This is a genomic window from Acinetobacter sp. NCu2D-2 (genome assembly GCF_001647675.1).
GTDB lineage: Bacteria > Pseudomonadota > Gammaproteobacteria > Pseudomonadales > Moraxellaceae > Acinetobacter.
Genome location: NZ_CP015594.1, coordinates 1,679,554 through 1,696,875, shown reverse-complemented (window position 1 = coordinate 1,696,875; position 17,322 = coordinate 1,679,554). Strand labels below are relative to the sequence as shown.

At 40.3% G+C, this 17,322-nt stretch carries 16 protein-coding genes; 9 read left to right on the top strand and 7 right to left on the bottom strand.

What is annotated here, in order from left to right; translation table 11 throughout:
- Positions 1-114 precede the first annotated feature (114 nt).
- The 3 genes from purL (at position 115) to A3K93_RS15065 (ending at position 5,922) form a co-directional block, all read left to right on the top strand.
- A complete protein-coding gene (purL, locus tag A3K93_RS08100; RefSeq protein ID WP_067730584.1) occupies positions 115-3,948 on the top strand; it encodes a phosphoribosylformylglycinamidine synthase in 3,834 nt (1,277 codons plus the stop codon).
- 117 nt (positions 3,949-4,065) lie between these two features.
- Positions 4,066-5,028: an IS30-like element IS18 family transposase gene (locus tag A3K93_RS08095; RefSeq protein ID WP_067730582.1), complete on the top strand. Its 963-nt coding sequence runs from the start codon at positions 4,066-4,068 to the stop codon at positions 5,026-5,028.
- Positions 5,029-5,478: 450 nt separating this feature from the next.
- Positions 5,479-5,922 carry a hypothetical protein gene (locus A3K93_RS15065; protein ID WP_227509864.1) on the top strand — a complete coding sequence of 148 codons (444 nt, stop codon included), beginning with the start codon at positions 5,479-5,481 and terminating at the stop codon, positions 5,920-5,922.
- Positions 5,923-6,112: 190 nt separating this feature from the next.
- Here A3K93_RS15065 and A3K93_RS08085 read toward each other — a convergent pair whose 3' ends face one another.
- On the bottom strand, positions 6,113-7,855 hold the full coding sequence (locus tag A3K93_RS08085) for an FAD-dependent oxidoreductase (protein ID WP_067730580.1): 1,743 nt from the start codon (positions 7,853-7,855) through the stop codon (positions 6,113-6,115).
- Positions 7,856-8,030: 175 nt separating this feature from the next.
- On the opposite strand from A3K93_RS08085, the gene A3K93_RS08080 reads away from it, so the two are divergent.
- From A3K93_RS08080 to A3K93_RS08070, 3 genes are all read left to right on the top strand, one after another.
- On the top strand, positions 8,031-8,936 hold the full coding sequence (locus tag A3K93_RS08080) for a LysR family transcriptional regulator (protein WP_067730578.1): 906 nt from the start codon (positions 8,031-8,033) through the stop codon (positions 8,934-8,936).
- Complete coding sequence (locus A3K93_RS08075) at positions 8,930-9,244, top strand: NGG1p interacting factor NIF3 (protein WP_067730576.1); 315 nt, start codon at positions 8,930-8,932, stop codon at positions 9,242-9,244. The genes A3K93_RS08080 and A3K93_RS08075 overlap by 7 nt, the downstream gene beginning before the upstream one ends.
- Before the next feature lie 103 nt (positions 9,245-9,347).
- On the top strand, positions 9,348-10,826 hold the full coding sequence (locus A3K93_RS08070) for a carotenoid oxygenase family protein (RefSeq protein WP_067730574.1): 1,479 nt from the start codon (positions 9,348-9,350) through the stop codon (positions 10,824-10,826).
- 198 nt (positions 10,827-11,024) lie between these two features.
- Here the strand turns inward: A3K93_RS08070 and A3K93_RS08065 are convergent, their stop codons facing one another.
- Positions 11,025-11,786 carry a nitroreductase family protein gene (locus A3K93_RS08065; RefSeq protein ID WP_067730572.1) on the bottom strand — a complete coding sequence of 254 codons (762 nt, stop codon included), beginning with the start codon at positions 11,784-11,786 and terminating at the stop codon, positions 11,025-11,027.
- Between the two features lie 76 nt (positions 11,787-11,862).
- Positions 11,863-12,663, bottom strand: a complete 801-nt coding sequence (locus tag A3K93_RS08060) for an enoyl-CoA hydratase-related protein (protein ID WP_067730570.1) — start codon at positions 12,661-12,663, stop codon at positions 11,863-11,865.
- A gap of 101 nt (positions 12,664-12,764) precedes the next feature.
- On the opposite strand from A3K93_RS08060, the gene A3K93_RS08055 reads away from it, so the two are divergent.
- Together A3K93_RS08055 and A3K93_RS08050 are read left to right on the top strand one after the other, a co-directional pair.
- Positions 12,765-13,334 carry a nicotinate-nicotinamide nucleotide adenylyltransferase gene (locus A3K93_RS08055; RefSeq protein WP_067730568.1) on the top strand — a complete coding sequence of 190 codons (570 nt, stop codon included), beginning with the start codon at positions 12,765-12,767 and terminating at the stop codon, positions 13,332-13,334.
- Between the two features lie 45 nt (positions 13,335-13,379).
- Positions 13,380-13,943, top strand: a complete 564-nt coding sequence (locus tag A3K93_RS08050) for a YceI family protein (protein WP_067731705.1) — start codon at positions 13,380-13,382, stop codon at positions 13,941-13,943.
- Between the two features lie 20 nt (positions 13,944-13,963).
- On the opposite strand, the gene A3K93_RS08045 is transcribed toward A3K93_RS08050, so the two are convergent.
- Entirely contained in the window at positions 13,964-14,863 is a 900-nt protein-coding gene (locus A3K93_RS08045; RefSeq protein ID WP_067730566.1) for a LysR family transcriptional regulator ArgP, read from the bottom strand.
- Between the two features lie 107 nt (positions 14,864-14,970).
- On the opposite strand from A3K93_RS08045, the gene A3K93_RS08040 reads away from it, so the two are divergent.
- Positions 14,971-15,567 (top strand): LysE/ArgO family amino acid transporter, encoded by a 597-nt coding sequence (locus tag A3K93_RS08040; RefSeq protein ID WP_067730564.1) that lies wholly within the window; start codon positions 14,971-14,973, stop codon positions 15,565-15,567.
- A gap of 37 nt (positions 15,568-15,604) precedes the next feature.
- Here A3K93_RS08040 and A3K93_RS08035 read toward each other — a convergent pair whose 3' ends face one another.
- The 3 genes from A3K93_RS08035 to queC all read right to left on the bottom strand — a co-directional run bounded on the left by A3K93_RS08035 (position 15,605) and on the right by queC (position 17,293).
- A complete protein-coding gene (locus tag A3K93_RS08035) occupies positions 15,605-16,060 on the bottom strand; it encodes a peroxiredoxin (protein ID WP_067730561.1) in 456 nt (151 codons plus the stop codon).
- A gap of 143 nt (positions 16,061-16,203) precedes the next feature.
- Positions 16,204-16,608, bottom strand: coding sequence for a hypothetical protein (locus A3K93_RS08030; protein WP_067730559.1), 405 nt, complete (start codon positions 16,606-16,608; stop codon positions 16,204-16,206).
- 13 nt (positions 16,609-16,621) lie between these two features.
- Positions 16,622-17,293 (bottom strand): 7-cyano-7-deazaguanine synthase QueC, encoded by a 672-nt coding sequence (gene queC, locus A3K93_RS08025; protein ID WP_067730557.1) that lies wholly within the window; start codon positions 17,291-17,293, stop codon positions 16,622-16,624.
- Positions 17,294-17,322 lie beyond the last annotated feature (29 nt).

Genomic DNA, 17,322 nt, shown 5'->3' with positions numbered 1-17,322 from the left:
GTCAGTTTTCTGCATTCCTCTCTAGCTGATTTGCTCAATTCACAGTAGAATATGACCCTCTCTCAAGTCACATTGTGGCATGGTCGATGACCATCCCGTGGAGCCAAAATCAGCATGTTTATCGTTGCCGGTGCACCTGCACACTCTTCTTTTAAGAAAACTCAACTACTCTCGCGCTTAACGCCAATTAGTTCTGTTCAATCACTAGAAAGTCAATTTGTTTACCTTTTTGACCAAGCGCTAGGTGAGCAACAACAGCAATCCGCTTTACAGCTTCTCAACGATGGTCAGTCATATGAACTCCGCCAAGCTGCAGATGATGAGATTCAAATTTTAGTCACACCACGTGTCGGAACCATATCGCCGTGGTCGTCTAAAGCAACAGACATTTTCGCGAATTGTAATACGCCGGTTCATCGTTTAGAACGCGGCGTTTTATTTACCCTAAAAGGCGTAAAAGCGCTGTCTAAAGAAGCATTACAAGTCTTGCATGACCGTATGACAGAAAGCATATTCAATAAGATTGAAGATGCTGCTGCACTGTTTACTGAGACTGAACCAAAACCTTTAAACTCAATTGATATTTTGGGTGAAGGTAAACAAGCACTAGTCAAAGCCAATTCTGAATTTGGTTTTGCATTGTCTGATCAAGAAATTGATTATTTGACAGACGCATTTACAAAATTGGGTCGTAACCCGAATGACATCGAGCTGATGATGTTTGCACAAGCAAACTCAGAGCATTGCCGTCATAAAATCTTTGGTTCTGAATGGACAATCGATGGTGAAGTGCAACCATTGTCATTGTTCCAAATGATTAAAAACACCTATAAAGAATCACCAACAGATGTCTTGTCGGCGTATAAAGACAACGCATCGGTGATTGTTGGTTTTGACACACAACGTTTCTATCCGAAAAAAGACGAAAACGGTCAGTTCGTTTATCAATACAAGAGCCAAGCAGCTCACATCTTGATGAAAGTGGAAACCCATAACCATCCTACAGCGATTGCACCATTTGCTGGTGCTGCGACAGGTTCAGGCGGTGAAATTCGTGATGAAGGCGCAACAGGCCGTGGCGGTAAGCCAAAAGCAGGTTTAACAGGTTTCACAACTTCGAACTTGAACATTCCGGGCTTTGAACAGCCATGGGAAGAAAACTATGGCAAACCATCACGTATGGCATCGCCACTTCAAATTATGATTGAAGGGCCACTGGGTGGTGCAGCGTTTAACAACGAATTTGGTCGTCCTGCTTTAAATGGTTACTTCCGTACTTTTGAACAAAACGTCAATGGCGAAGTAAAAGGCTTCCATAAGCCAATCATGATTGCCGGTGGTTACGGTAACATCCGTCCTGACCATGTCGAAAAAGATGCGATCCAACCGGGCGATCTTTTGATTGTGCTTGGTGGTCCTGCAATGCTGATCGGTTTAGGTGGCGGTGCAGCCTCTTCTGTAGACAGCGGTACCATGGGTGAGAGCCTAGATTTTGCTTCTGTCCAACGTGAAAACCCAGAAATGGAACGCCGTTGCCAAGAAGTAATTGATACCTGCTGGCGTATGGAAGATGAAAACCCAATCGTCTCTGTGCATGACGTGGGTGCGGGCGGTATTTCAAATGCAATGCCTGAGCTTGTGAATGACCATGAACTCGGTGCGGTACTTGACCTTCGTAAGATTCCATCGCTTGAGCCTGGTATGTCTCCAATGGAGATCTGGTCAAACGAAGCACAAGAACGTTATGTCCTTGCGATCAAACCAGAATCTTTAGCACTATTTGAATCGATCTGTGCGCGTGAACGTTGTCCGTTTGCGGTGCTTGGTGAAGCGACTGAAGCACGTCACTTAACCGTTGAAGATCCATTGTTTGAAAACAAAGCTGTGGATATGCCAATGCAAGTGATGCTCGGTGGTACACCACGCATGAGCCGTTCATATGAAACTGCTGAACGCAAAGGCGATGACTTCGACGCATCGAAAGTCACTGATCTGAAAGATGCGATTTACCGTGTCATTAAAAACCCAACAGTTGCATCTAAATCGTTCTTGATCACCATTGGTGACCGTTCGATTACGGGTATGGTTGCACGTGATCAAATGGTGGGTCCATGGCAGGTTCCTGTGGCAGATGCTGCGGTAACCACCACAAGCCTTGTGGGTTATACAGGTGAAGCAATGGCGATGGGTGAACGTCCACCAGTTGCATTGTTAAACCCAGCGGCTTCTGCACGTTTATCGGTTGCTGAATCCATCTCGAACATCATGTCTGCGAAGATTGACCAAATCAGCGATATTAAATTGTCTGCGAACTGGATGGCAGCTGCAGGTCAACCGGGCGAAGACCAAGCATTATTCGAAGGTGTAAAAGCCATCGGTATGGAAATGTGCCCTGCATTGGGTATTGCCATTCCAGTGGGTAAAGATTCACTTTCTATGCGTACTACATGGAATGATGAAGGTGAAGATAAGTCTGTGACTTCGCCAATGTCAGGTGTAATCACTGCGTTTGCACCAGTGACTGATGTTCGTAAGACGCTTACACCTGAACTTAAAAATATCGAATCTGTACTGGTTCGTATTGATTTGTCTAAAGGTCAATTCCGTCTTGGCGGTTCGATCTTAGCGCAAGTGTATAAAGCAATTGGTTCAGTAACGCCAGATGTTAATAGCTTCGATGACTTCAAAGCATTCTTTGCATTGGTTCAAGACTGGAACAGCCGCGGCTTAATCAAGGCGTATCATGACATCGGCGATGGTGGTTTGCTTGCGACTGTTGCGGAAATGATGTTCGCTTCACGTCTAGGTGTTGCACTTGAAGAACAATCTGTGGCTTCATTATTTGCTGAAGAAATTGGTGCGGTTCTGCAAATTGCCAAAGCAGATTGGGACGCATTACAAGCTGAAGTCGCAGCATCTTCAATTAAAGATGCGATTTCTCTAGTTGGTACTGTAAACAATACAGATCAATTGTCTGTGAATGGTCTTGTGCTTGAACGTGCTGATTTGCAAGTGGCTTGGACTGAAGTGTCACATCAAATTCAACGTCTACGTGATAACTTAGAAACCGCTGAACAAGAATTTGCCTTGATCACAGATAAGGATCACAAAGGTTTAATCGCACAACCAACCTTTGACTTAAATGAGCCTGTAGAAGCACCGTTTATTAATTTACGTCGTCCGAGCATGGCAATTTTACGTGAACAAGGTGTAAACGGTCATGTGGAAATGGCTGCTGCATTTGATACAGTCGGCTTCAACACCGTTGACGTACACATGAGTGACTTACTTGCAGGTCGTATCAGCCTTGATGATTTCGAAGGCTTGGTAGCATGTGGTGGTTTCTCTTACGGTGACGTATTGGGCGCAGGCGGTGGCTGGGCAAAATCAGTATTGTTCAACCCGAAACTACGTGACCAATTTGAGAAATTCTTCAACCGTGACGAAACTTTCTCTTTAGGTATTTGTAATGGCTGTCAAATGTTGTCTCAATTGGCACCACTGATTCCGGGTGCTGAAAACTGGCCACGTTTCCATCGTAACGTTTCAGAAATGTTTGAAGCGCGTAGCGTGAATGTTCGTGTTGAGAAATCAAATTCTGTCTTGCTTGAAGGTATGGAAGGTTCGATTCTTCCAATCGCTGTAGCACACGGTGAAGGTCGTGCGGTTGCAAGTGAAGAAAACTTTGCTGCGCTGAATGCTGGTAACCAAGTGATTCTACGTTATGTAGACAGTCACGGTAACCCAACACAGCATTACCCACTGAACCCGAACGGTTCACCTGAAGCGATTTCTGGCGTGACATCAACTGATGGTCGTGCAACGATTATGATGCCGCATCCAGAGCGTAACTTCCGTGCGATTCAGCATTCTTGGAAACCTGAAGATTGGGATCAAGATGGTGCTTGGTTACGTATGTTCCGTAATGCACGTAAATTTATTGGTTAATTAAATCAATGAACGCAGATTCAAATCCCAAGTGCGACACATTTGTAGTTAGTTGAAAAAGTTAGGTGTATTCATAGAATCATTAGACTTTTTCAACTCGCAATTGGAAAGCACACAATGAAGAAATACACCCAACTTTCTCAAGATGAAAGATACGAAATTTATGCTACTTTGAAAAGTAAAAGCTCAATCGCTAACCTTGCTCGGGAGTTAGGGCGTTCACGATCAACCATCTACCGTGAATTAAAAAGAAATACTGGGCAACGTGGATATAGGGCTCAACAGGCAGCTAAATTTGCAAGTCAAAGACGGTACCGTCCTTCCTCATCAATGACAGCATTTGCCTTCGCCTATATTGATTATTTAATTGGCTTGGACTGGTCACCAGAACAAATTTCAGGTGCTTTAACACAACGCGGTTGGCTGGATGTACCTTCACATGAGTGGATTTACCAGTACATTTATCAAGATAAATCAAAAGGCGGTAAACTCCATCTACACTTAAGGCATCAGAAGAAATATCGAAAACGAGGTTACAAAAACACGGATCGTAGGGGGCAAATCATTGATAAAACAAGTATTCACTGCAGAGACCAGGTCATTGATCAACGACAACGTTTAGGAGATTTCGAAGGTGACACGGTGATTGGTAAACATCATAAAGGTGCTTTATTGACACTCGTTGATCGAAAGAGCCTGTATGTACATATTGTTCATTTAGGGCCAACGAGAGCATCCTCTCAAACGATTACTTGTGCATTAGATCGTTTACAAATGAGCCATGCTTATAGTGTGACATTTGATAATGGCAAAGAATTTTCCGAACACAAAAGAATTACTGATGCTGGGATAGAGACGTATTTTGCTGATCCTTACAAGTCTATTCAGCGAGCTAGAAATGAAAATACGAATGGTTTAATCCGTCAATATCTGCCAAAATCATCATCGTTTGATGATGTGTCAAACGAACAAATAGAGCAGATAGAATTTGCACTCAACCATCGTCCTAGAAAAACACTAGGTTGGTATACACCGAGTGAAGTTATGGCTGGTTTTTATACTGTTGCACTTGCCGCTTGAATCCGCCGAATTAAAAAAGCCACCGAAAGGTGGCTTTTTTTATCATCAGGATATCGTAAATGATACCTTACTTTTGAAGCATCAAAAGTAACAAAAATGCTTTATCTGACTGATAGGACATCCTTGTCCCTAGTCTGACGGCGACATCCATGTCGCAGATCATCTATTTAAATAAAGTTGCTTGAAATCTTATTGTTGTATATAAAAAAAGACCATCACTTGATGTTCTTTCTTATTTCAGCAAACACTTGCTAATCAAGCCTGATACATCACATAAATCACTTTTTTTAAATATTTTATAATTAAGCGTAATTTTCACATACTCATAAAAAAAAGATCTCATTTCCATTATGATCTAAGTATTCAAATTCTATGCAGATTAAGATCCAGAACATTATAAAAATAATCTTTTTACTGAGCATCACATCTTTAGCGGGTTGTGAGTGGTATATGTGGAAAATGAATCTAGATCGGATTGATCTTGCTAAAGAGATTGGGCAGTTACCTCAATTAAATGATGATTCGGATTTAAAAGGCCTAGATTTAAATAATAATGGCATTCGAGATGATATTGATGAATATATCAGACGTACCTATCATCATCCTAAGCAACGTAAAGCAGTTGAACAATATGCAATTCAGTCGCAAGTAATATTGTTGGTCGATAAGACTGATATGATTCGTGTAAGACAATTAAATTATGAAAGCGCACGTGCGATTTCTTGTATCTATGATGTTTTTCCTCATGAGAATCAACTTGCATCAAATATTGTGAAAAGTATTGGCGCTATCACAACCAATACTAAGCAGCGTTTTCAAGAAAATTTAGCATATTCTAAAGCATTGGATGGGACATCTATGACCATGCCAAGAGATGATTATTGTGATAAATAGTTATGTAAATATTTAAATTTAGACAATATTGTTAATTCAGCCATCATTTTAGTTTTTTAAAAGTTGCTAGGAATTTTGGTGTATGGCGATCTTGTGAGTAATATTTCTTGCTCAAAACTATTTATGAGATAACGTGAAGAAATCAGGTAAAAAGCCACAATTCGTGGCTTTTCAGTGCTTTTCTACGTATTTAAACAGTGAGTTGAATCTGCTTTAACACCGCTTTCAATGTATTTTCAAAATCAAACTCATCATTTGTACTCTCCTGATAACGCCATGCGACATAACCATCTGGACGAACAAGAACAGCACCTGATTCATTAATTTCAGATTTACTGTTCCATGTGCAATACACATCGCGATATTCGCGTGAACCAATTTGAATGACATCCAAGTAAGGTAAATTCAATGCATGAGCTGCAAGTTTCCAGCCTTTACCTGAAAGACCGGTGAGTAGGGTAAAACGACCTTTGCCTGTAATGTCTAAAATGGATTGTTTATTACCTTTCGAATCAATTAACCATGTATGAGGGACTTTAGCACCTGGGCGTGTGGTCGCTTGTAGGTACAGTTGTTCATCTTGCTCAAATACTTCAGGTTCAGATTCATTGATGATGGCATTTGATGTGTAACGCTGATTGAGCTCCACACCTTGAGCATTAAACTCAAAGTTTTTAATTTCGAGTGCTTTGAATAACTTTTTACGAATCTCAGCACCTTGTTCATTTTCCGCAAAAATCCGTTCCAACATGTCTTTTTGTGTGGTGACACCTTGATCAAAACCAAACACTTCTTTTAAATATTTATAGTCATAACGTGATTGGTTCGCACGTGCCACAATTTGTTTACCCACAGGCGCTCGCTCAGCCGTATAGGACTCTAAAAGTGTAGGAGCAGCCCAACCTTTAACAGCATAGGCCAGTTTCCAGCCGAGGTTAAAGGCATCTTGCATACAGGTATTTGAACCTAAACCACTTGAAGGCGGATGACGATGTACCGCATCGCCACCGCAGAACACGCGACCTTTAGAATATTCCGTCGCCCATGTTTGGTTCACGTACCAATAGGAAAGTTTTTGAATCTCAACGTCTTCGACATGGGTTCCAACGAAAGCATCAAGTCGTGCACGAACTTGTTCTTCAGTGACCTGTGGCTCACCTTTGGAAATATCAAAGCCCCAACCCATAATCCATTCATTCCAAGGGGTAATGGCGCGCAGTAAGCCCATACCCAAATCGCCAAAACTTGCCTCAGGATTCACGATCCATTGCAAAATTGCAGGACGATTTTTTACATATTGAGAAAGATCGGCTTTAAATGTGACATAGACTGTACCAGCACGTGCCATCACGCCTTCGAGCGGTAAATCTAATTGTTCTAATACTCGAGATTTAGCACCATCCATGCCGACGAGATACTTGGCACGTAAATTAAATTCAGTATTGGTTATACGGTTTAAGAAGGTCGCAGTCACCCCATGTTTATCCTGAACATGAGATAAGTATTCGGTATTGAAATTATAAATCGCACCGCGCTCAGCAGCATTTTTGACGAGTAGCGCTTCCATTTTAGGTTGAATTAAATCGACCAATGGGCATGGACTACCTTTGATGTAATCACCATGGCGTTCATCACCTGTACCCCAAGCAGAAAGACGCGCAATTTCTTCACCGACCAGGCTTGTGGTAATCAGACTTTCACCCATCATTTCCCAGGGTGTGGCAATTTCTTTGACTTGTTCTTCTACGCCTAAATCACGTAAGACTTCCATTGCACGTTGATTGGTAATATGCGCACGTGGACTGTTGGCAAGCCAGTTAAATTGAGTGAAAAGTTGAACTTTTATGCCATAGTTTGCCAAGGCTAAACCGAGTGTTGAGCCTGCAGGTCCAGTACCAATGATTAATACGTCGGTATCAAAATGCTGTGTCATATACGATCCATCTGATGTCATTACAAATTGGCATGTGCCTTGAATGAAAATGAGTCTAAACAACACATTAGTAGGGTTGTAGAGGTATGCGTTTAAAGTCTAATTGCATATAAATTTCCACTAATAGACTATGACGAAATTGATTTTTGCTTGAAAAAAGATTAGGTGGCAGGAAATGGAACTTCGGCATTTACGTTATTTTGTCACGGTGGCACAAGAACAAAGTTTTACCAAAGCCGCTGAAAAACTTTTTACGGCACAGCCATCATTAAGTCAGCAGATTAAGGATCTAGAGCATGAAGTCGGTTTAGTATTATTTGACCGATCTGCACGTAAGGTGCGTTTAACACAAGAGGGCGAAGCTTTTTTACCGCATGCAATGAATGCACTGGAAAGTGCAAAACTGGCTGTGGCAGCGGCGCATCAGGCGGCACAGCAAAAGAAAAATCAAATCCATATTGGGTTTTTAAATGTGGCAGAAATAAAGTTGATGCCAAATATCCTTGAGCAACTTAAACAAAATATTCCCGATGTTAAAATTCATCTGCACAGCCTGACGTGTTTAGAACAAATCCAAGCCCTTAAAAATGCCGAATTAGATTTAACCTTTACCCGCTATGCCTTGCAGCATTCAGATTATGAAAATATCCATTTGATGAATGAACAGATTTATTTGGTGGCTTTGCAAGGTTTGCATCCATCAGAGCGGGTATTTAAATTGCAGGAGCTGAAAAATCAAACCGTGATTATGTGTGAAAAAAATGCTTCACCCGTATTTTATGACAAGCTTAATGCTTTAATTCCATTCACTCAGCAGGCAGATGATCAAATTCTATGGGTGACCAATGTTCTACAGCACATTAATTTGATTAATATGGGAATGGGATTTAGCTTTGTACCAGAATATTTACTGAAATTTTTAAATCCGCAGGTCAAAATTATTCAGACCGATCAAAAACTACCGCAGCTTGGTCTTTATGCAACTTATGCGAAACATTCACAAAATTCTGCACTTGCAATGATTACCCAAGCATTGGCAGATGATCATCTTATCGAAATAGCTGAGGAAATATCGTGTTAAAGCTCATTTATTACGTACCAGAATCTCACCTTGAATCGACTAAAAATGCGATTTTTGCAGCAGGTGCAGGTGGGATTGGTAATTACGAACATTGTGCATGGCAAGTCCTTGGAACAGGGCAGTTCAAGCCTGTAAAAGGCGCAAATCCATTTATTGGTGAGCTTGGTGAATTGGAGCGTATTCCTGAATGGCGCGTTGAAACGATTGTTCCTGAAGTTCATGCTAAACAGGTTGCAGCAGCTTTAAAGCAAAGCCATCCTTATGAGGAGCCAGCCTTTGAATTTCTACAAATCCTTGAATTTAATTAAATAAGACATTGTCATAAACACGCAGCATAAATGGATATATGCTGCTAAAATTTGCTATAAACTGATCAAGAAATATAAACAAAACAATAAATAGGAAAAAAATATGCAGTTGTCGACATCGATACAACGAACCGTAAAAAAGGTGATCAGCAAAACCATTCGTCAGGCCATGGGGTTTGCGCACAGTCAACTGCCATATTCCCATGACAATCCTTACTTGGATGGTGTATTTGCACCACAACGGCTAGAGCAATTTTGTGCGCATTTAAAGGTAGAAGGCGAAATTCCCCAACAATTCAGCGGAACACTGATGCGGATTGGTCCAAATCCGATTACGGTAAAGAATCCTCTAAACTATCATTGGTTCGTTGGGGATGGCATGATTCATGGCCTACGCTTAGATGCTGGGCAAGCAAAATGGTATAAGAGTAAATATGTCGGTTCTGACAGTGTCCAGCAGAAACTTCAACGAGCTAAGATAGACGGTGAAGCACGTGGTGTAACAGATGCTGTGAATACCAATATTCTAAGTTATGCAGGGAAAATCTGGGCACTGGTTGAAGCAGGTTCATACCCCATTGAAATTGATCAAAATCTAGAATCTAAACGACAGCAATTTTTTCAAGATCAGCAAGATTTCCCTTTTACTGCGCATCCGCATATTGACCCTGCAACTGGTGAAATTCATGCGGTGTGTTATGACGCATTAGAGAAAAATAAAGTGTTTTATCTGCATTTGGATACGCAGGGCAAGCTTAAACATCATGTTGAGATTCCCGTTGAACATGGCCCAATGATTCATGATTGTGCGATTACTCAAAACCATGTGCTGATTTTTGATTTGTGTGTGAATTTTTCGCTTAAAAGTGCCATAAATGGCTCATTGCTGCCTTATCAATGGAATCCATTACATCAAGCCAGAATTGGTGTGCTGCCTTTTGGTGGTCAAGCAGACGATATTGTTTGGTATGACATAGAGCCGTGTTTTATTTTCCATAGTGCAAATGCATTTGAAATGGAAAATGGCAATATCGTTTTAGATGCAGTCGTGCATTCAAGCTGTATGGTCAATTCGATTCAGGGACCTATTGAAGATCAAGACATACGTTTAGAACGATTTGTTTTTATTAAAGATAAAAATCTGGTGACGCGTACTGTTTTATCAAAAGAAAAACAGGAATTCCCACGTATTAATGAAGCCTATACAGGACGACCATATCGCTATATTTATAGTGTTTCTTTTGGTGAGTTTGATGACCCTCATCAGGTCAAAAGCAATCGTTTAATCAGCCATGATTTGGAACTGCATACGACACAGACTTATTCCTATGGTGAGGATTTTGTGACAGGTGAAGTCATTTTTGTTGCACGAGAGAATCCTGAAAAGAATGGCGTACAAGCTGAAAATGACGGTTGGCTCATGTCTTATGTACATGCTTTAGATGGTAGTCCATCAAAAGTCGTAATTTTAAATGCACAAAATATTGAAGCAGGGCCAGTTGCTACGATTCACTTACCTACACGTGTGCCGTTAGGTTTTCATTGTAATTGGATTGATGATGCAACATTGGCTTCAAAGTAAGCTTAAGAACTGAATTAGATAAAGGAGATAAGGTGGCATGGATGCCACCGTTTGGTTGGGATACAAGGACGTATCCTCAACCAAACAAAGGGCTTTTGTCACTTTTCGCCCGTGAAAAGTGAGGAATTGCTACACAACAAGCATTAGATGAATCCTTGAAAACGTGCATGTGTAGTCATTAAAAGTTAAGTTAACCTTTTAAACTTTTTGAACAAATAATTCACGATCAAAACGATATTGTGGGAAGAATACGCCGTCTTCAGCACGTTCACCCGCACCAATCACCATCACCACATGTTGCTGATCATTGAGCTTTAACAGTTTTTTAACCAAAGGCTCATCAAAACCTTCCATCATACAACTGTCAAAACCATAAGCACGTAATGCTAAAACTAAGTTTTCACACGCGAGTGCAGTAGTTTTACTTGCCCACAATTTGGCATCTGCAGGATTGAATGCTGTGACTGGTAGCTGCTTATCCAAAGTACGTGCAACTTTGAAAGCCACTTTCTTAAAGTTACCTACAGTGTTTAAGTAACCTGTCATGTAGTTATAAGGAATGAACTTATAATATTTCTGTACCGCTGGTGGTACTTCAGGGAATGGAAACTCAGAAATATTACGTTTCGCCATGTCATTAATGCGGTCTGTACGCGCTACACATACAATCAGTTCCGCTGCAGTTTTTGCAGCAAGCTGACCAAGGCATGCTTTAACCAGTTGTTTTTTCTTGGCAGCATCTTGAACGACATAAAAAGTCCATGGCTGTAAATTTGATGAGTTTGGTGCAATAAGCGCTAAATCAACACATGCATCCAATACATCACTTGGGATGGGTTTGTCGGTAAATTTACGTACTGAACGACGGCTTTCAACCACTTTTCGAAAGTTATCGACGTCAATATCAGTAGGAGCTGCTTCAAAATAACGTTTTTTAGGAGAAGTATTTTCTTGAGACATAAAATCGCATTCTTTGGAAAATGAAAAGGAAAAATAGACTTAGCCACTTATAGTGCCTAAGTCATGAGAAAAGTATTTAGTTAAATTGTGAAAAATCAGGTTTACGCTTTTGCATAAATGCAGCAACTGCTTCTTTCATTTCTGGTGAAGCGACACGTTGCATAAAGATTTCTGCTTCATGATCAATGCATTCAATGATTTCTTGAAGATTATGTTTCATCAAGGCTTTGGTTTGACGAAGTGATGCCAATGGTAACGCTGCTAGCTGTAGAGCTTGTTTCTGTGCAGTGGCATAAGGATCTTCCTCAATGCTGTTGACCAAGCCTGCACTAAGTGCTTTTTCACTGTTAAATTTCTGAGCAGTAAATAGCAGTTCCGCCGCTTTGTGGTAGCCAGCTTGCTGGATGAGTAATTTACTTGAAGCACCTTCAGGAGATAAACCTAAGCTCACAAATGGAATTTGGAATAAAGCGGTATTGTCGCTGTACACCAAGTCAGCATGGAGTAGGATGGTAACCCCAATCCCAATTGCCACACCACGTACCGCAGCGATCAAAGGCTTGGAAAATTTCGCAGCAGATTTTAAGACCACAAACGGTGGTGCATCACCTGCTTTACCTTCAAGCGGTGATTGAATAAATTTCATAAAATCTTGCATGTCATTGCCTGCACTGAAATCTGCGCTTTCACCACGCAAAATTACACTGCGTACATCAGAACTTTGATCTGCTTCATCCAAAGCTTGGGCAATCTTTAAGTACAATTCACCATATAAGGCATTTTTTGCTTCAGGACGATTGATGGCTAAAGTCAAAACGCCATGGTCTAAATTTGCATTCAAATGCGGATGAGGTTGTTGAATACAGCTCAGTGTCATCGTACTATCCTTGCTTTATTAATTAGAATTTATGCCCGCTATTATGTCGCAAAAAATTCCAAGTGACATAACTGACGCGTTCATAAAAGAATAGATGTGCTATGAAATATACATTTGATTATTTAGTTTTTATTGGACGTTTTCAGCCTTTTCATTTGGCACATATGAAAACGATTCAAATTGCGCTTGAGCAAAGTGGGCAAGTCATCTTGGCACTTGGTTCAGCACAACCAGAACGTAATATCAAAAATCCCTTCTTAGCCACAGAACGCGAACAGATGATCTTGTCGAATTTTTCTAAAGAGGATCAAGCACGTATTAAATTTGTACATGTGATTGATGTTTATAATGATGAAAAATGGCAAAAGTTAGTTAAATCACTGGTGAATGAAGTGGTTGAGCCAAATGCAAAAGTCGGTTTAATTGGTCATTTTAAAGATGATTCATCTTATTATTTAAAATTCTTCCCTGAATGGGAGATGGTGGAGCTGGAAAGTTTGGAAGGGGCTTTATCGGCAACGCCAATGCGTGAAGCGTATTATCGCGGTGAAATACAGACAGACAAATTTCCACATGGGACCATCAGTTTCTTACAAAAGTTTCAGGATAACGAGATATATCAACAATTGTCACACAAGTTCTCCATCAATGATAAGAGCAACCTAAGTTAACGTGGATTGCATTCACTGATTGGTTGAGGAGTGAAAACCATGCAAATGAATGCTAAATACAAAAATATTGCCTTAGTTGGTTGCTTGAGCGCTGCGTGTATTTCGAATGCTTATGCGCAAAATTGGTCTTTGAGTCCAAATAGGGAAGTTGGATTCAGCATCCAATCACTCGGTATGACGGTGGTTAAAGGTGATTTTGGTAGCGTAAATGCCAAAATGCAGTTTGACCCTAAGGCGCTGCAAAATGCATCAACACAATTTACCATGCAAGTGGATAGCCTTAAATTATCTAAACCATCACTAAAAAATATGATTATGGGCGAAGACCTGTTTTATGCAGCAAAATATAAAACAGTAAACTTTAAAAGTACCCAATTTAAATCGCTTGGTAATAACCGCTATCAAATTTTGGGTAATTTAACCTTGCGCGGTGTGACGAAGCCCGTCGTGTTTGATACAACCTTAACCCCAAATGCTTCTAATCCGAATGTACTCAAAGTTACATCGAAGACAGTCATCAACCGTTCAGATTTTGGGATGAAAAAAGCGGTTGCGGGTGTTGGTGAAAAAGTAAATATCCATCTTAATGGTCAATGGAATACGCAATAATCTCATGGGAGGAAGTTATTTTAATAGTTTGAATTAAAATGACTTCCTGCCTCATTTAATAAAATGGCTGTGATTTGCTTTAACGCCAGAGGTTGTTGTTTCCAATGATGCCAATAGAGTGGTATTTCAGTTTTTGCATCGGGAAAAATTTCTATTAGTTTTCCAGTTTTTAAATCATCCCCAATTTGATATTCAGGCACTAAGCCAAAGCCTAGTCCTAAGTGAATGGCTTCTAAAAATGAAGTGGAAGAAGGCACGAAGTAATGCGGATAATTTTGCTGCGTCAAACCAAACATTTTAAGCATGACTTGATGATGCATAAGATCTTTATCATTAAATATAATCGCTGGAACCTGTTTTAAGATTTGTCTAGAAATGCCTTTAGAAAACCATCGCTGCACAAAAGCGGGTGTGGCAACCATGCGATAATTCATCGTTCCTAAATAATGTGCACTACAACCTTTCATCGACTGATCTTCTACTGAAATACAGGCATTGACTTGACCTGTTTCTAAAAGTTGGTGGGTTTGGGTTTGGTCATCAATCATGATTTTGAGAGCGATATGATGATCAATTAAAACCGGATGCAGAACTTGAAGTAACCATGTTGATAATGAATCAGCATTGGTGGCAATACTAAACTGCTGAAAAGAATGTGCATCATGATGACCATGAAATTGTTGTATTAAATTTTGTTCACGCAAGCGTTGATGCTGTAAATGTTCAAGTAATTGCTGCCCTGCATTGGTCACACGGCAGGGGCGTTCTCTTAAGAGTAAAATCTGTCCTAGCTCTTTTTCTAAGGCTTGCACTCGTAAGGTTACAGCAGATGCTGTAATACAGAGTTGACGTGCGGCATCTTCAAAACTTCCTGATTCTGCAACGGTCAAAAAGGCTTCACAAGATTTACTGGATAACATAAACAACCTAAGAAAAATTTAGTTATATTGATATTTTCTTAATCATAATCAATTTATCTTTTCTGCGGGCATAATTCGGCGTATTAAAAGATATACGTTGATGATTCATGCTATTAAACAGTCTGATCCATGGTTTTCTCATGGGCTCGAGCTTAATCCTCGCCATTGGTGCGCAAAATACTTTTGTCTTAAAACAAGGCTTAAAACAAGAACATGTCTTTTGGGTATGTTTGGTCTGTGCAATCTCGGATGCTTTACTCATCATGGCAGGGGTGATGGGATTTGGACAATTTGTTTCAAGTCATCCGCTGTTAATGTCTATTGCCAAATATACGGGTGCTGCCTTTTTATTTGTTTATGGAGCATTGCACTTTAAACAAGCTATGCAAGGGCAACATTTGGATTTAGGACAAACTGAAAGGCAATCTCTGTATAGAACCATTGTGATTTGTTTAGCCTTTACCTGGCTCAATCCACATGTTTATTTGGATACAGTTGTCTTATTGGGTTCAATTTCAATCAAATTTGCTGAATGGAAAATTTACTTCGCTTTGGGGGCTATTTGCGCCTCATTTATCTTCTTTTTTAGCTTGGGGTACGCAGCTCGGTTTTTATTGCCGATCTTTAATAATCCGAGAGCTTGGCAAATCCTCGATGTATCTATTGCGATTGTCATGTGGTGGATTGCGTACTCATTATTATGATCATAAAAAAGCCCGAACTTATTCGGGCTTCAAAAACTTAGCCTTGTAATGCTTTTAGATCTTCAAGGACTTGTTCAGCATGACCAGCAGCTTTCACTTTACGGTATTCTTTTACCAATTGACCGTTATGGAAAATGAATGTTGAACGCTCAATCCCCATAACTTGTTTGCCATACATATTTTTTTCTTTAATCACATCGAAGTGTTTGCATAAGATTTCTTCTTTATCACTAATCAAATCGATCGTAAGATTTTGTTTTTCTGTAAAGTTTTGATGCGCTTTTACTGAATCACGAGATACGCCATAAATAGTGGTATTCAATGCATCAAATTGATCTTTTAAGCAAGAAAAACCAATCGCTTGAGTTGTACAGCCAGGAGTTGAATCTTTAGGGTAGAAGTAGACAATGAGCCATTCGCTTGGGTGTTCAGCAAGGTTCACTTCACCTTGGGTTGTCGGGAAGGTGTGATTTAATAAAGTCAAATCTGACATGGTTCATCCTTAAATTAAAAGCAGCTATGAATCTGAATATCATAACCAAATTCTGAATGCGAGCGCATAGAAAAAAGCATTGTTATACCAAATAGACGGGAATAAAAAAGCCTGCATCTGCAGGCTTTTTAAAGTCAAAAGACTTATTTTTTCGCTTGGGCAGCTTGAGCTGCTTCAGTGAGTGTTTTTAACTTATTCACTAACTGAGGACCGAAACATGCCTGTAAGTCTTTATTTTGTTTTTGCACAAATGCGAGGGTTGCAGGGCTTTTCTTTTGGTTAATGGTACTTTGGATTTCCCATTTTTGCGCGTTAGTTAAACGGCCATCAGCTTCAACAGCACAAGTACAGTATTTAGAAACTTCAGCAGTAGTTAACTTTTTACCTTTCGCTGTTTCTTCTTTACAAACATTAATCAAAGCAGCTTTGACGTTATTGCTTTTGTACGCATTTTGAAGTTTGTCATTGTTCGCATGAGCAGAACCTGCAAAAACGGCAGCAGCCGATACTAAAGCTGTAAGAAAGATGTTTGATTTTAAATTTTTCATAAACCCTACCTAGTTATTGAGGTACGTAACGTGTCGGATCTGCGATTTCTGCATCAGCAAAACCTTGTTTGCGTAATCGGCAGCTATCACATTTACCACAAGCACGTCCTTGGTCATCTGCTTGATAGCAAGAGACTGTTTGACTGTAGTCTACGCCATGTTCTATACCTAAGCGAATAATATTTGCTTTGGATAAATGTAACAAAGGTGTTTCAAATTTGAGCGGTTTGCCTTCAACGCCCACTTTAGTTGCAAGACGAGCCATATTGGCGAAAGCATCAATAAACTCAGGACGACAGTCAGGATAGCCTGAATAATCAACGGCATTAATCCCAATCACAATCGCTTCAGCACCAAACACTTCAGCAGCTGCCAACGCATAAGAAAGGAAAATCGTGTTACGTGCAGGTACATAGGTAATTGGAATACCTGCTTGTTCATGATCTGGCACATCAATACTATGGTCAGTGAGGGCAGAGCCACCCAAGTTACCTAGATCAATATTAATTACACGATGCTCAACACCGGCACGTTTCGTTAAAGCACGAGCAGCGTCTAATTCTGTCGTTGAACGTTGACCATACATAAAGCTTAACGCGATACATTCGTAGCGTGCCTGCGCCCAAGCTAAACAAGTTGTTGAATCTAATCCGCCAGACAATAAAACAATGGCACGAGGGCGCATAATTGATACTCCAAATTTAAAATTAATAA

Excerpts from the sequence above, each read along its gene's own strand:
- purL (WP_067730584.1), top strand. The coding sequence starts at position 115 with ATGTTTATCGTTGCCGGTGCACCTGCACACTCTTCTTTTAAGAAAACT.
- A3K93_RS08095 (WP_067730582.1), top strand. The coding sequence starts at position 4,066 with ATGAAGAAATACACCCAACTTTCTCAAGATGAAAGATACGAAATTTAT.
- A3K93_RS15065 (WP_227509864.1), top strand. The coding sequence starts at position 5,479 with ATGTGGAAAATGAATCTAGATCGGATTGATCTTGCTAAAGAGATTGGG.
- A3K93_RS08085 (WP_067730580.1), bottom strand. The coding sequence starts at position 7,855 with ATGACACAGCATTTTGATACCGACGTATTAATCATTGGTACTGGACCT.
- A3K93_RS08080 (WP_067730578.1), top strand. The coding sequence starts at position 8,031 with ATGGAACTTCGGCATTTACGTTATTTTGTCACGGTGGCACAAGAACAA.
- A3K93_RS08070 (WP_067730574.1), top strand. The coding sequence starts at position 9,348 with ATGCAGTTGTCGACATCGATACAACGAACCGTAAAAAAGGTGATCAGC.
- A3K93_RS08065 (WP_067730572.1), bottom strand. The coding sequence starts at position 11,786 with ATGTCTCAAGAAAATACTTCTCCTAAAAAACGTTATTTTGAAGCAGCT.
- A3K93_RS08060 (WP_067730570.1), bottom strand. The coding sequence starts at position 12,663 with ATGACACTGAGCTGTATTCAACAACCTCATCCGCATTTGAATGCAAAT.
- A3K93_RS08055 (WP_067730568.1), top strand. The coding sequence starts at position 12,765 with ATGAAATATACATTTGATTATTTAGTTTTTATTGGACGTTTTCAGCCT.
- A3K93_RS08050 (WP_067731705.1), top strand. The coding sequence starts at position 13,380 with ATGAATGCTAAATACAAAAATATTGCCTTAGTTGGTTGCTTGAGCGCT.
- A3K93_RS08045 (WP_067730566.1), bottom strand. The coding sequence starts at position 14,863 with ATGTTATCCAGTAAATCTTGTGAAGCCTTTTTGACCGTTGCAGAATCA.
- A3K93_RS08040 (WP_067730564.1), top strand. The coding sequence starts at position 14,971 with ATGCTATTAAACAGTCTGATCCATGGTTTTCTCATGGGCTCGAGCTTA.
- A3K93_RS08035 (WP_067730561.1), bottom strand. The coding sequence starts at position 16,060 with ATGTCAGATTTGACTTTATTAAATCACACCTTCCCGACAACCCAAGGT.
- A3K93_RS08030 (WP_067730559.1), bottom strand. The coding sequence starts at position 16,608 with ATGAAAAATTTAAAATCAAACATCTTTCTTACAGCTTTAGTATCGGCT.
- queC (WP_067730557.1), bottom strand. The coding sequence starts at position 17,293 with ATGCGCCCTCGTGCCATTGTTTTATTGTCTGGCGGATTAGATTCAACA.